Raw genomic sequence first — 14,696 nt, forward strand, 5'->3', positions numbered from 1 at the left:
GGACCACCGTTTCATCAAACGTCGTGTCCGGCACATGCTGGGCTTCAAGTCTTTCAGATCTATCTCGTTTACTTTGGACAGTATCGAGGTCGCCAGCATGATCCAGAAGCGGCAATTCGCCAGCACTACGACGTCTGGTTTTCGATTATTTGCCGAGATCGCAGGATAGGTGTGTCCAGTAAGTCGCCAACTCTGGTCGTCCCAAAAGCTTGCGACACATCCGTTAGCAACAGATTCTGGGTTGATTTTGCTGCCAACAGAAGGATAGGACCGTAGGTTGAATCTAGGAGGCATTATGGGACTGTCGAAATCAATCCGTCGGCGCTTGCAAATAATTGAGGGCGACTCAATCTCGACGTCTTTCAAAATTTTTTTTGCGGATCGGAAGACAAGACGTGCATACGAATATAATAAATTCGGTCGTTATCTGAACGAAAGTACGACTTCGTCCGACGGTCGTTGGCGAACTGAAACTGATGCAATAAACGCAAATTTGGATCCCATTTGGTACGCGCAAACCCATAACCTTAGTCAAACACAGTCTTGTTTCGATCACTATTGTGATGAGGGTCGGAAATTTGCTTTTGCACCCAATAGCGCCCTTGCAGGAGAAGATGGGAAGTCGCTTTCTGCTTGGGGTTTGGAGTACTTGGTTCGATGCGGGATAAAAATCGGTTGCAGAGGGGAACGTGCGTTGTCTCCCGATGACAGCCAAGCATTGGACCCCTTCAAAATTACAAATTCGAGTGGGAAGAAAATCGCTGTCGTCACAGCCATCTTCGGTGACTATGATAATCTGATGCCGTTTGATCCAGCTTGGAAAAGCGCGGCGGAGTTTTTCGTTTTCTCAGAAAAGAAAATTGAGTCGCTTTCCGGCTGGCAACAAGTTCATTCGCCATATCACCATATCGACCCGCGTCGTCGGGCGCGTTTTATAAAGCTTTGTCTCCCAGTTTTCTTTGATAATTTCGAATGGGTTCTTTGGGTGGACGGGAACGTACTCCTTTGTCGAGATCCGCAGGCCATTATTGCGGGAATTGGTGATACAACATTCGACTTTGCAGCTTTCAAGCACTCTTCTCGAAACAGCGTGATTTCAGAAGCTGCAGCATGTGCTCAGCTTGGCAAGGAGAATGCGATAGAACTCGCCGAGCATCTTGCTCGCATTGATTTTTCATCTAAAAAACCGGCGGATAATCTGTACGAGACAATGGCAATGGTTCTGCGTCCATCATCTTTACCCGTGCAGAAAATGTTCGCCACATGGTGGGGTTTGCTGTCGAAGGGATCTAAGCGAGATCAATTGTCTCTGCCGTTGGCTATGGCAGAAGTCCCTGAGATTAAGTTTGCCCCGTTCACTGAAACCATTGATCATTCCGCCGAATTCTTTCGCACGAAACATTACGCAAAAACGGACAAAATCTGATGCGCACCCCCACAAGCAGGACATCAGCGGATGTTATCGTCTGTGTTCACAACAGCTTTGATGACGTGAAACTTTGTCTGGAATCCGTTTTACCTACACTCTCGGCCGAAGATCGCCTGATCATTGTCGACGATGGGTCGGAAGCCAAAACAAAGGAACTCTGCGAATCCATCGCGTCTAATGACCTAGATCGTGTACTTTTAATCCGCCGTGACAAAGGGAGTGGGTTTTGTAGGGCTGCTAACGAGGGTATGCGACAGAGCGACCGTGATACAATTATTCTTCTGAACAGCGACACGATCGTTGTGGGAGACTGGATCAGTAAGATACATAATTGTCTACACGCACACCCGAACATTGGAATCGCGGGGCCGCTCTCCAATGCGGGTGGATGGCAATCCATTCCTGATATGCCGGGTCCGAATGCGTCTCCAAACCTAGTCAAATCGGATCCTGAGACACTGCAATCAATTAACAAGTTCTGCGCTGAAATAGCTGCTCCATTCACGTATCCGGTCGTTGAGCAAATCAACGGATTTTGCCTTGCCGTCAAACGGACTGTTTTGGAGACTGTGGGCCTCTTCGATGAGGTCCGATTTCCAAAAGGGTATGGTGAGGAAAACGATTTGAATCTTCGTGCGCAGGATGCGGGTTTTTTGTGCGCCGTGGCGATAGACTGTTTCGTTTACCATGCCAAAACGAAGAGCTATTCCTCTGAACAAAGAAAGCAACTTACGGAGAATGGGCAGGTCCAACTCCGTTCGCTGTATGGCGAGCAACGGATAAGGAACGCTGTGCGCGGAACGCAACAAAATCCAATACTGCTGGAAATTCGTTCTATTGCCAGAGATGCCTTCCAGGAGAAAGATTGGACGATCAGCACCTCGGAAACGCCATAACAACGTCAGGCCTCACGTATCGCTCGGAAATCAAAGGCCGCTTAAAGCGCGCTGGACGCTTGAGCGACTTAAGGCCTCCGCACCCGGCGCGCTTGGCTAAAACGACGACGAAGAAACTAAAAACCAGACCAGCAGACTCTTGTTATGAATGAGGGAGCCACGGTACATCCACAAGCCCCCCCAAACTCAATCCAGCAGCAGTTCGAGATACTCACCGTATGAGGATTTTGCGAACAGTTGTGCCCGTTTGCTCAGGGCTTCGTCGTCGATCCAGCCGTTTGCCCAAGCGATTTCATCCGGGCTTCCGGTTTGCATACCCTGCCGGTCGGTCAGGGTGCGCACAAAGTTACCTGCATCCAGCAAAGACCCATGCGTACCCGTATCCAGCCAAGCAAAACCGCGCCCCATTGTCTCTACGTTCAGCAACCCTTCTTTCAGGTACATTTCCAACAGCGATGTGATCTCCAACTCACCGCGTGCCGAGGGTTGCACCTGACGCGCGCGCGCGGGGGCGTCGCCATCCAGAAAATACAGGCCAGTCACCGCATAATGTGAGGGCGGAACTTTGGGTTTTTCGATGATAGCGCGCGCCTTTTTGCCCTCGAAATCCACCACACCGTAACGTTCGGGGTCGGAAACGCGATAGGCAAAGACCGTGCTACCTTTGTTCTGCACGTCCGCCGCGCGCAATAGGTCGGGCAGACCGTGGCCGAAGAAGATGTTGTCACCCAGAATCATGGCAGACGGCGCACCGTCTAGGAAATCCTCAGCCAGAGTATAGGCCTGCGCCAGCCCGTCGGGCGAGGGTTGTGTAATCCATGTCAGCGACAGGCCGTATTGGCTGCCGTCCCCCAGCAGTCTTTGGAACTGATCCTGGTCCTGCGGCGTCGTGATAATCGCGATGTCACGAATATTGGACAGCATCAGAACGCTTAAGGGGTAAAAGATCATGGGTTTGTCGTATATGGGCAGCAACTGCTTTGAGATCGCCATAGTGATCGGATAAAGCCGGGTCCCGGACCCTCCGGCCATGATAATGCCTTTACGCTGCATAAATTTTCCTCTCAGAATTTCAGTCGCCGCCCACTGCAAGCTCGGCCAGAACATGGCTCAAACCCGTTTTCCAATCAGGCTGCGGGATGTTGAAAATATCAGCCAGCCGCGTGCAATCTAGTCTTGAGTTCAAAGGTCTGGGGGCCGAAGTCGGATAATCGCTGGTTGGGATTCCCTGAATCTGAACATCCAAACCCGCCTGTTGAACAATTTCGCCCGCAAAACCGGCCCAGCTGGTATTGGGTGTTCCAGAGTAGTGAAATAGACCCCCTGCTTTGGTAGTACCGGTTTTGGCAATGACCAGAAGGGTGTCGGCAATATTGGCCGCCGGAGTTGGCCCACCGATCTGATCGGCCACGATTTTCAAATGGTCACGATTTTGAGCCAGCCGCAGGATGGTCTTGACGAAATTCCGACCATGAGCGGAAAAAACCCAACTCGTGCGCAAAATGGCATGCCAGCCTCCTGCCTCGATTACCTGAGTTTCGCCGTTCAGCTTTGAGCGGCCGTAAACACCCAAAGGAGCCGTCGGATCTAGTGAGGTCCACGGGTGTGTGCCGGACCCGTCAAAGACGTAATCCGTGGAGATATGAAGAAACGGCAGACCGCGCTTCGCTGCGGCCCGGGCCATCGCTCCGGGGGCGTCGCCGTTGACCCGTTGGGCCAGATCAGGTTCGTCCTCGGCCTGATCAACGGCTGTATAGGCCGCAGCATTGATTACCACTTGCGCGTCGGTCTGGGTCACAAGTTGGGCGCAAGCGTCCGGGTCGGAAAGATCAGCGGCGTTGCGGTCCAGCGCTATAACCGAAACACCGTGCGACTGGGCGCGCCGACGCAATTCGGTTGCCACTTGACCGCTATGGCCAAAAACCAGCACCTTCATCCTACAGTTCCCAGGCGCTGACCCACTCCGCTGCGCGTTTGCAGGGCATGCAACCAGTCGCCATTGTCCAGATACCACTGCACCGTCTGCTCTAACCCGGTCTCTGGAGTATAGGATGGGCGCCAGTTCAGTTCGGTCCGGATGCGCGTCGGGTCGATCGCATACCGGCTGTCATGTCCCGGTCGATCGGTGACAAATGTGATCTGATCGGCGTACGGCGCTGCTGCGGGTTTCAACCGGTCCAGAATGGCGCAGAGCATCTTGACCAAATCCAGGTTGGTCATCTCATTCTCGCCGCCAATATTGTAGCTGCGCCCCGTTTCACCATGCTGCAAAACCAACAGTAGAGCCTCGGCATGGTCTTCAACATGCAACCAGTCCCGAATGTTGTCCCCTGCGCCGTAGATCGGAATGGGTTTGCCTGCCAGCGCGTTCAGAATCACCACCGGGATCAGTTTTTCGGGAAACTGATAAGGGCCGTAATTGTTCGAACAATTGGTCAAAATCGTTGGCAGGCCATAGGTTTCGCGCCAGGCCCGCACTAGGTGATCTGACCCGGCTTTGGATGCCGAATAGGGTGAATTGGGTTGATATGGGCTATCTTCGGTGAACAACCCGGTCTCACCAAGCGAGCCGAAAACCTCGTCAGTCGAAATATGATGAAAGCGGAAGGTTTCGGGCCGCCCTGCCCTGGCCCAATAGGCGCGCGCGGCCTCAAGCAGCACATAGGTTCCGAGCAAATTGGTTTCGATAAACGCCGCAGGACCGTCGATTGAGCGGTCAACATGGCTTTCGGCAGCCAGATGCATGATTGCGTCGGGGCGGTGCTGGTCTAGAATGGCCGCCATCGCATCGGTTTCACGGATATCAGCTCTCTCGAAACTGTATCCTGGAGCGCCCTCGACCGGGGCCACATTGTCCAGACAGGCCGCGTAGGTAAGAGAGTCAACGTTGACGATCTCATGCCCGTCAGAGATTGCCCGTCGAATAACAGCAGAGCCGATAAATCCAGCTCCACCGGTTACAAGAATTTTCATAGGTCAGCCTCGAATGCAAAAGGGGTGTCCAAGTCGCGTAAAAGCGGTGCCACCTTATCCTTGTTTGATAGGCGCGGCTCAGCCCCATACAGCGGCCACTCGATTCCAATATCGGGATCATCCCAGCGAACCGCACCTTCCGTTTCCGGTGCGTAGGTGTCGGAACATTTATAGACGATCTCGGTATCCGGCTCGAGCGTTACGAACCCATGGGCGAACCCGGCAGGAACCAACAGCATTCGGCCATTCTCAAAGCTCAATTCTGCTCCAACCCACTGACCAAAACTGGGTGAGCCCTTACGGATATCAACGGCCACATCAAACAGCCGCCCACGTCCGCAGCGCACCAGCTTGGCCTGAGCACGTGGAGGCGACTGAAAATGCAAACCCCGCACAGTTCCCACAGCCTTCGAAACCGAGTGGTTGTCCTGCACAAACACCGTTTCAATCCCGTGGCGGGCAAAGCTGATCTGGTTATAAATCTCTTCAAAGAAACCACGATCATCGCCAAAGCGGTGTGGCGTGATTAACCGAATATCCGGGATGGCAAGAGGCACCAGTTCCATAGCTGTTAGCTTTCTCCCCACAAATTGTGCTAATTTTCAAGAACGACTTTCTAGCAGGTGTTTCAGTATCGCCAAGGGTATAATTAAACTCCAATAAATGAAACGATCCCAAAATGAGGAGGCTCTGACAAAAAAACGAAGACATTCAGTGTACAGAGAGATTCTCTGCCTCGTGGAAAGCCCGAAGAAAGACAAGTCCGGAAGGTCTGCCCTCCTGTGTTGCCTTATGGATCGTAGCTTACCGGTACAAATCCCACCTCGATCGACTGAGTGACTGATGAACCAGGCTCGAGCGGAAATCAATTCTGTAGAAGAAAGACTTGAGGCTTTACTTTCTTCACAGTCACGGGGCGGGGGCTTCGACTCTTGAGATCTCGTTTCGCCAATAACGGCCAGCGGTGAAGCTGTGCGCGCCGTTTCGCGAAGGTTTTGGACTCCAAGAAACGCTTTGCCATCTGAGGATACGTGGCAATGTACTTTGACTGCAAAACATCCAGATGGTCGGAGAACGCATCGACTGAACCCATGTTTGGCACAGGTTTGCCCATGGTGACATCTAGGTTATCAATGATGTCTGCTTGAATGTTGCTGGGAGAGTCTTCTCCAAAATAGATGTAGTCCGAAAGACTTTCGGCTACATCTCGTTCTTTTGGGGAGATGTCAAATACTTGAGAAGCATTTGTAATGTCCTGCGAAATGGCGTTTGGAATAATAGATTCCTGGGTGTTGTTCTGCGGATAGATCGGGTTATACCGCAAAACGGGCACGCCTGCCATGAAGCCTTCAATCGCAGTTGTGCAGCCCGTATGGATCATGCAGTGGCAGGATGGAAAAAATGCCGTCGTGGGTCGCTTAGTTTCAACCTTGACATCCAAATCAAACATAGCGTCTTCCCAAAACAACATGTCTTCGATCGGATGAGGTCGTAGAACAATCTTAAATGGCTTACCGCGCTGACTATTCTGTGTCGCCAAATCCCGTATGAAGGCGACGTAGTGCTCGATTAACGCGCCATAGTATTCCTGACGGCTTTCGAGGAAACGACGATCTTCGAGCCCTGTCTCCGTTCTCTGTTTCTCGACCATTTCGATATAGGTCTCGCGAATGGTCTTCGACAAATTCGCGGGTCCGAAATTGGTATTAATCAGAATCACATCGCGTTTTCTATCTTTGCTGCGGGGCGACGGGTGGATGCGAGCATTGCCTGTCATATGCAATTTGGTCGAGATTTGGGGAAATGTAGATGCAAGAATATTGTGTTGCAGCGGGCCCCAGGTAAAGATTGCATCGATCTGGTCAAGAAATTCACCAGTACCGATGCGATGACGCAAATACCACTGCGATGACGGGAAAATCAAACCTTCTTCATCTAAGCAAACGAGACGCGTCCCAGCCTTCTTTGCTGGCATGAGTTTTTTCTCGATGACGGAGTCGCTATGAGCTTTATAAAATAAAACTCCGCCTCCCAACTCATGAGCAAGATTCACAACATCGTTAAACCGCCCCAGGATAACTTCCCAATCTTTGGCGAGCATCTTTGCAGCTAGATCAAGCCGCACATCGAATTCTCGGTTCTGAATTTCTATGGGAAGGTAGATCCGTTTTTTCAACGTCTCGCGGTCCTTTTAAAAACCCTCATTTGAAGAGGGATCTGGCCACAGCAAAGAAGCCCTTTTCAGCAGGTTTGCGTTTTTTCTTCGTAGGTTTCTTTTCGTCACGCAGGTGATCATCAGCAGGTTTGGGTTTCTTCTTCTCAGGTTCCTTTTCGTCACGCAGGTGATCAGGTGAAACACGCGTCGGGACGTTCGGTGACTTACCTGATTTCGGTGCGCGGGAATATATTTCTCGCAGTTGTGCCGACAAAACGCCGGCCCTGGCCTCCCATGTCTTTTCTAAGTTCAGTACAGTGGGAGAGGCTTGATTTTCCGCCTGGGTCACAATGGCTTTGATTGTCGCCCAATGCTGGGAGAGTTCTTGCGACGCTTTGAATTGAGCCTTTCTGAACCTTTCGCTTAAAGCGTCGGTGTCATAGGACAGGAATTTTTCCCGCGCGCCGGTCCACGTGTTCTGAAGAGTCTCAGGAGCGCCCGTTAATCGGACCACGCCCTGAAACTTATGTTTGCCTGATGCGATCACCAAAGCAGGAACACCAAATGCCGCAGCGGTGATATAGCCATGCATGGAGGAGCCGATATAGCCCTCCGAGCCTGCTATCAAACCAGCGACTTCGCGAATACTATTGGGGCGGTCCATGACAATTGGTTTGGTGGCTAATTGCGCCGCGATTTCGTTGGCCGTTTTGTCATCGTCGTGACAGGGTCCAATCCCAATAAGTAGAGGCCTAAGTGAGAGATGCCCGCACAGGCCGTCTATTTCTTCACAAAGCTGCGTAACCGGGATATCTTGCAAATAACGCTTGTTTAGGTGGAACACCAAATAAGGTTCTTCTGGGTTTGCACCGAGCCGCGTAAGTGCTGCAACCTTTGCCTTGTCCAACTGGTCAGAACTGAAAATGGAGGGTAGATCCCAGGCACTGTCAGGCACGACAGTGACATCGAGTTCTGGGACTGCTTCCAAAAGATAGGTGCGGCTCTCGTCATCTCGAACGGAAATATACCGGGTTCTACGGAGGGCTTCCTGAACCAATGGCAAGACTTCTGGTGCGAATTGTTCTGCGACACCGGGCGCGTTCCACACCACGGGCATTTCATGTGGTGCCGCGAGTGCGATAACCGCCCAAAGATCAGCGTAACCGACCAGTTCGGTGTTCGCCGCACGATAAGACGACAAAAGCGTTCGCTTTGCGTGAATGATATTACCACCGCCAACTATCACGGCATGCGCGGGCTCTCGGGCTATGTCCAAAAGCGCATGGCACGGCTTCGTGTCTCCCCATACTTGAGGTGATCCTGCTGGGCTGACATGGCTTATATTAGCTTGCGGAAAATGTTGGAATACGATTTCCGGAAACAGCAAGTCGCCGTAGTTTTCAACATCAAAAGTACCAGTGTGGATTAAGGTGGTCATACTCGATATCTTGTTCGGGTTTGCGAGGATATGTATCCCAGTTGTGCGTTGGCCTTCAAGCAAACTGACAGAATAACTGTCGGCAATATGCTTTTCATGATGAGTTATACTTTAGCGTCAGCAGTCATACACACCGCTCACTGTCGCAAACTATGCTTGACATATAGCAAAGATCGTATCGGTTCGGTCTATTTTAGAGAGCTGGGCTTCGTATTCATGATCGAGTGCCTCGGACACTAAGAAACTCCAGTGCGCTTGACCGCCAGGGGCACCTTTTGCGAGCCAATGCAGATGATTGGCAAGCGGATAGCGTTGCAGGCCGCTTACTTCGATGTTGTTGAAACCTGCGAATCTCAGCATACTTGCAAGGCTCTGACGCGTATGCAGCACCAGATGCTCGCTCCAAAAAGTGAATTTCTTGAACGCGTCGCAATCATAGGTATGGATCAGGGCGTCACGAGCGTGCGGAACTTCGCAGATAAGGGTCCCACCCGGGCGCAGCTTACGTCTAAGGTCCTCAGCCGTGCCGATTGGATCCGTTAGGTGTTCAAAGGTGTGAAATACCGTGATGCAATCAAGTGAATTGTCCGCGATGTCTTCGATGCTTCCCACAATTTCGTGGCCCTTGGAGCGGCAAAAATGCGCCCGTTCCTCGTTGGGCTCAAGACCAACGGCACTTTCAGCGGCACCTGCCATCTCATCCAGCATGCCACCTAGTCCACTGCCGAAATCGAGCCAGTGCTTGCCTTTGATATAGGGTTTAAAGACATTGCTACGGCGGGCATTGTCCTCCATCTTCGGCGTCTTGATAACCAAGTCCTGCACGATTGTGCCATTGGTCTCATTGCGGTCAATGTAGTATTGGATATCAATGTGATCGAAGCGCGAGAGAACAATCACTTGGGTCACGGGATCGATCAAAACGGCGATGTCATCGTGGTCGCGGACTTGAGGGAAGAACGGCTTCAATCTGTCCTGCGAGACACATTTACTGCGCTCCAGCTGCACCATCAGAGGGTGTTTCATAGTCGGGGCTCTTTCGGTTTAAGTCGCCAGAGAACGGGCGATAGTCTGCATATTAGCGAGCGAACGCTCCCAACACAAAGTCTGGGCTTCGGCTACGGACTGCCTCAAGGACGCCGGGTTACATGCGGCCTGATCTATGAAGGCATCGAGGGTCTCGGAAAACTGTGGGTCGCCGATATCGTGACCCCATTCCGGGTGGCCAATATCATCCAGGAAAAAGCGCATCTTGTTATGGCTGATGATCGAAAAGATCGGACAGCGCATGCCAAAAGGGATCATCTGCGCATGACCGCGCATACCCACCACTAGGTCAGGCTGGGTATAGTAGTCGATCACATCCCTGTAGCCGGCCTCGGTCAAATCGAATGTGTCAAAAGCAACACCCTTTTCGACGAGGTAAGGCGCGACCTCGAGATCCTTGGTCTTGTGCGCCACCAATTGGATTTGCCAGCCTTTGTCTTCGGCTCGTTTCATTGACCGTGCGATAGTCTCAAGTGCGGCTACTTTGGTTTCACCAAACCGCAGGGTTTCGCGGTCGAAGGCGGTATTAAGGGTCAAGATCGGCCTTTTGTTGGCGGGTCGTGTTTCAACGACTTGCCGGGCATCCGGATACAATTGCCAGATCACCGTGGTCGGACATTGCTGAAGGCAGATCCGTTCTGCCAACTTTGTCGGCACATAAGATTTGACAGCGGCGATTGAGCCGTGGTTGCGCAAGCCGAAAAACGCGCTCGCGCGCAGGGTCGCCGCAATGTGCTCGGCGAAGACCGGATCAAAGTCTTCCTGCCCGCGAAACCGATTGTAACCCACGGCAAAGAAATACACTGGCACACGCAGTGCTTCGACTGCGGCAATCTCGCTATTCCATTGCCAACCACTATTGGAAGTGTCGCTACCAGCCTGATCTCGCAGCAAAAGCCCGCCGCCGCCGATAACAATGCCGTCATAGTTTTCGTTAGCCACTTTAGCATCATTCAAAGTAAAAGGATCCCAAAGCTGGCGATAATCCCAAGTGCAATCCGGCACTTGATCTTCGAACAACGCGCGCACCACGGGGAAGAGCACCGTGTCCCCGGCGTTTTTGTTCTTTGAGTTGTGAATGCCGATGTGCAGTAGTCTTGGCATGATGTGTCTTTACTCTCCTAGGCACGCGGTCCTAATCTGACGGTCTCAATGCTTTGTCCGACCAGCCAGCTTTCTTGACCCAGCGTGCGAGTGCGAGATCTTCCGGCGTGTTGACGTCAATAGCACTAAGCGCGCTCATGGGGAAACCCAGAGCACCGGACAAATGAAAGGTTTCTTCTGCTTTCAAAAGGTCGCTCCGCGCCAGAAACATAGCGCCTGTCACTCCGTACAGCGATGCAACGCCTTGACGCTGCTGATTGGGCGAGACGTCGGAAGCGACGCGTTCGAGCAGATGGCCATTCATGTAGCGCAGGTTGGTCATATGTTTGCCCAAATCCGTAACGCCAATCACCGCTGGGGCGTCCTGGGTCAAGAATAATTGCGCAGCCTCTTCGACATGCCGGACAGTGCGCAAAGGACTCGTTGGCAGCAGCATCATGACCCCAAACGGCAAATGTCCCTTCGACTCCTGGTACCAATTAAGTGTGTGTAGCACGGTATAAATGGCGTGCACATTGTCCTGGGCAAGCTCAGCCGGTCTCAAGAATGGTACGTCGGCGCCCCATTCTTTCGCTATCCCAGCCGTTTCCTCGCTCTCGGTCGTGACAATAACGGGGCCAACCGACTCTGCTCCTAAAGCGGCCTCGATCGTCCAAGCCAAGAGAGGTTTGCCAGAAAACTCTATGGTGTTCTTCCCCGGAATACCCTTGGATCCCGCACGCGCTGGGATCACGCAGAGAATGTCGCGATTGGAATTTGCTGTCGTCCCGCTCACAGTGCGAAGGCCTTTTCGAGGCGATCGAGTGCGACCCAAAAGCCTCTGCCCGCGTTTTTGTGGCCTTGCCAAATCTCGGGAATGAATGTGGCCTCTGGGCAGGTTGCTGAGAGAGCACGCCCGAGCGCCACAAAGTCAATCTCGCCCTCCCCTATTTGCAACCCTTCATCGCGGGTCCCGCGCGCGTCTACGATATGCAGATGTGCTGAGTAGGGCCCAACCGTTTCTGTAAACGTTTGCAGCGACAGTTGAAGCTGATTACACGCCAATTTCGAATGCGAGACATCGTAGCACAATCGCGTGCCGTAACGCTCACAAAAGTCTTTAATTTCGTCCGGGCGCACAAATAGGTTGTGATATCGCTGGCCGCCAAAGTGCCAAGGGAACGGTGGCATGGTCTGGATGATGATCTCGACACCATCTGCGTCAACAGCGGCCAACGCGTCTGCCACGCGCGAATACATCTCAGGCCGGTCCTCATTGGTTAAGAACGTGTCAGCGCTAAATCCTCCGGCGTTGATCACGATTACCGGGCACTCCGTCTTTGGAAAAAACGGTTTAAGTTTTCTGGTCTGATCGACCACGCGGCGCAGCTCATCGATGGAGCGGGCACGATAGGCCTCATCCGGCGAGGCCAGGTCCATAATGTGATCACCTTCAAAAAGTTCCGGTGCATGTACGGCGAGGCCACAGTCAAACGGCTCAGAAGCGTAATCGTTGATATCGAGATCAAGATCTCGGTAGCTAAAGTGAATTTCAACGAAATCCACGGGCGCGGCTGCAACCAGTGTCGCGAGATCATGGTAGCGTACGGGAATGCCCCAGGGACGGTCAAAGGCGTACGCTCGTGGAGCAATTCCTTGTCCCGCGATATCAGCCTCAAAGAACGGCGTGCCCGTTTCAACATCGCGCGCGAGAGTGGCACCGATCAGGTCTTCGAGACGTGAGGGCTGAAGCCCTTGTCCCGGGCTCTTAATGTCGATGTCGCCGCGTGTGATAACATGACCTGCCTTGAGCTCACGTTTGGCCATAAGCGATTTTGCGAGCACCTCTCGATTGAGCCGCTCACCCTGAGACAACTTGCGCGCCTCATTGTTGCCCAGGGCGTCTTCAACGTTGCGAATGGCCTTTACCATGTCACCAAATTCCTGCGGCAGAAGGCTCACACGGTGGTCATTGCCCTCCAACGTACGGTCAACGGTGAAGTGTTTCTCAATGATCTTTGCACCCATCGCGACCGCCGCAATACAGGCCTCGTAACCACGTTCATGACCAGAATACCCGATGATTCCGCCGCTGATCTCCTTCAGGCGCGTCAGATAGGACAAATTCACGTCCTGCATTGGTGCTGGATAGGCCGAATTGCAGTGCAGCAGAGCAAAATCCGCACCCTTGTTCTTGAGTAGCCCGACAGAATCCTTGACCTCATACTCAAAGGACATGCCGGTGGAGACAATCAAGGGTTTACCAGTCTGCGCCGCCGCCGCCAGCAGTGTATGGTTGGTCATATCCGCCGAGGAAATCTTGAAACCTGGCGCGCCGTAAGCGTCAAGCTGGCGTAAGCTTTCCTCTTCCCAAGGCGTACAAAGCGGGACCAGACCTTGCTCACGCGAGTAGTCGAGGAGCTCGAACATCTGATCAGGTGCCAACTGGTATTTTCGCAGCAGGTCATCTGTGTATTCGGCGCCGAGATCACCGGTCTTGTTCGCACCTACCTTGCCATAGAGCGAAGCAAAGTCCCGCAATTGAAACTTGGCACAATCTGCCCCTGCCTGAGCGGCGAGATCCACCAAATGCTTGGCCAAATCCATATCGCCGTTATGGTTGTTCCCAATCTCGGCGATCACGAACGCGGGGCAACCCTCGCCGATATCGCGCTCGCCCATGCGCATCGTGCCAACGTCGCCCCAAGCAATCGCAACCAGGCGTTCGCTGTCATCAACAAGTGGGATTGATGTGATCTTTTGCGAGAACAAGCTCTCAATATAGGACGCGCTGTCACCGACAGAAGCCCGGATACATGAACTGTTCATCACCTCCAATACGGGACGGTCTATGGAGATTTCAGGCAGCGAGACTATCCAGCGGCGAAAATCGCCGTCTGTCAAAAGCCCCTTCAACATACCTGACGCCGTGACAACAAACACCTGGCGCGATTTGTTTTGATTAATCTTTACAAGAGCCGTGCGAACGGGGTCAGTTTCGACCACGATGTGCTGCTCCAGATTGCGCGAAAATCTCATATCGCCTCTTAAATTCGTTCGCTCACCCAGTTCTTTGCCTGGGTCGGTTTAGTGCATTTATCGGAGGGGGTCTATCAAATCTCCATCCTGGCTAAGTCCAGCACTCTGATCATAATGCCAAACACCACCGCACACCTGCGCAACACAGTCGCTACCTGCCCGCTGTAGAGGTAGCCCAAGACATCTTCAAGTTGTTTGATATCGTTTCTGTGGATGAAGTTACTCAGGCGGTGATCGTTAGGGTCAGGATACATTGATTTTCAAGGCGCGACATGATTCAGGGCTCGGAAAACGGAGCGGTGACATGAGCTACCTTTTCTGGCTGTCCGACGAGCAGATGGCGCGCTTTGAGCCCTATTTTCCCACGGTCGCATGGCAGACCGCGGGTCGATGACAAGAGAGTGCTGAGCGGGATTATCTCCATCAATCGCAACGGGTTACGGTGGCGTGATGCGCCAAAGAAGTACAGCCCCCCCAAGACATGGTGTGATTGCGGCGGTCGCGCTCCGGGACGAACGAGGTCCGGTATGTTGACCTCATGGGAAAAGCCGTGAGGAGGACGACCTATGGAACACTATGCAGGCTTGGATGTTTCGCTGAAAGAGATTTCGATCTGCGTTGTGGATCGTGATGGCA

At 52.7% G+C, this 14,696-nt stretch carries 12 protein-coding genes and 2 pseudogenes; 4 read left to right on the forward strand and 10 right to left on the reverse strand.

What is annotated here, in order from left to right; translation table 11 throughout:
* The 3 genes and pseudogenes from GOW98_RS24320 to GOW98_RS24330 all read left to right on the forward strand — a co-directional run.
* Positions 1-169: pseudogene (locus GOW98_RS24320) on the forward strand (DDE-type integrase/transposase/recombinase); the annotation flags it as partial.
* A 126-nt stretch (positions 170-295) separates the two neighbouring features.
* The gene (locus tag GOW98_RS24325) at positions 296-1,426 is read left to right on the forward strand and encodes a glycosyltransferase domain-containing protein (RefSeq protein WP_170337011.1); all 1,131 of its coding nucleotides are present in this window, start codon (positions 296-298) and stop codon (positions 1,424-1,426) included.
* Positions 1,426-2,325, forward strand: coding sequence for a glycosyltransferase (locus GOW98_RS24330; protein ID WP_170337012.1), 900 nt, complete (start codon positions 1,426-1,428; stop codon positions 2,323-2,325). Before GOW98_RS24325 ends, GOW98_RS24330 begins: the two co-directional genes overlap by 1 nt.
* Before the next feature lie 186 nt (positions 2,326-2,511).
* Here the strand turns inward: GOW98_RS24330 and rfbA are convergent, their stop codons facing one another.
* The 10 genes from rfbA to GOW98_RS24380 form a co-directional block, all read right to left on the reverse strand.
* Entirely contained in the window at positions 2,512-3,378 is an 867-nt protein-coding gene (rfbA, locus tag GOW98_RS24335) for a glucose-1-phosphate thymidylyltransferase RfbA (RefSeq protein WP_170337013.1), read from the reverse strand.
* Positions 3,379-3,397: 19 nt separating this feature from the next.
* Complete coding sequence (gene rfbD, locus GOW98_RS24340; RefSeq protein WP_170337014.1) at positions 3,398-4,261, reverse strand: dTDP-4-dehydrorhamnose reductase; 864 nt, start codon at positions 4,259-4,261, stop codon at positions 3,398-3,400.
* Entirely contained in the window at positions 4,258-5,298 is a 1,041-nt protein-coding gene (gene rfbB, locus GOW98_RS24345; RefSeq protein ID WP_170337015.1) for a dTDP-glucose 4,6-dehydratase, read from the reverse strand. Before rfbB ends, rfbD begins: the two co-directional genes overlap by 4 nt.
* Entirely contained in the window at positions 5,295-5,864 is a 570-nt protein-coding gene (rfbC, locus tag GOW98_RS24350) for a dTDP-4-dehydrorhamnose 3,5-epimerase (RefSeq protein WP_170337016.1), read from the reverse strand. Before rfbC ends, rfbB begins: the two co-directional genes overlap by 4 nt.
* A gap of 299 nt (positions 5,865-6,163) precedes the next feature.
* Entirely contained in the window at positions 6,164-7,474 is a 1,311-nt protein-coding gene (locus GOW98_RS24355) for a surface carbohydrate biosynthesis protein (RefSeq protein ID WP_170337017.1), read from the reverse strand.
* A gap of 25 nt (positions 7,475-7,499) precedes the next feature.
* A complete protein-coding gene (locus GOW98_RS24360) occupies positions 7,500-8,891 on the reverse strand; it encodes a polysaccharide pyruvyl transferase family protein (protein WP_170337019.1) in 1,392 nt (463 codons plus the stop codon).
* 150 nt (positions 8,892-9,041) lie between these two features.
* The gene (locus tag GOW98_RS24365) at positions 9,042-9,917 is read right to left on the reverse strand and encodes a class I SAM-dependent methyltransferase (protein WP_170337021.1); all 876 of its coding nucleotides are present in this window, start codon (positions 9,915-9,917) and stop codon (positions 9,042-9,044) included.
* 18 nt (positions 9,918-9,935) lie between these two features.
* Entirely contained in the window at positions 9,936-11,042 is a 1,107-nt protein-coding gene (locus tag GOW98_RS24370) for a polysaccharide pyruvyl transferase family protein (protein ID WP_170337023.1), read from the reverse strand.
* 31 nt (positions 11,043-11,073) lie between these two features.
* The gene (locus GOW98_RS24375; RefSeq protein WP_170337025.1) at positions 11,074-11,817 is read right to left on the reverse strand and encodes an acylneuraminate cytidylyltransferase family protein; all 744 of its coding nucleotides are present in this window, start codon (positions 11,815-11,817) and stop codon (positions 11,074-11,076) included.
* On the reverse strand, positions 11,814-14,060 hold the full coding sequence (locus GOW98_RS24380; RefSeq protein ID WP_170337027.1) for an N-acetylneuraminate synthase family protein: 2,247 nt from the start codon (positions 14,058-14,060) through the stop codon (positions 11,814-11,816). The genes GOW98_RS24375 and GOW98_RS24380 overlap by 4 nt, the downstream gene beginning before the upstream one ends.
* 304 nt (positions 14,061-14,364) lie before the next feature.
* Between GOW98_RS24380 and GOW98_RS24385 the strand changes: the two are divergent.
* Positions 14,365-14,542 (forward strand): annotated as a pseudogene (locus GOW98_RS24385) (transposase); the annotation flags it as partial.
* Positions 14,543-14,696 lie beyond the last annotated feature (154 nt).

This window comes from Ruegeria arenilitoris, assembly GCF_013032445.1.
GTDB classification, from domain to species: domain Bacteria; phylum Pseudomonadota; class Alphaproteobacteria; order Rhodobacterales; family Rhodobacteraceae; genus Ruegeria; species Ruegeria arenilitoris_F.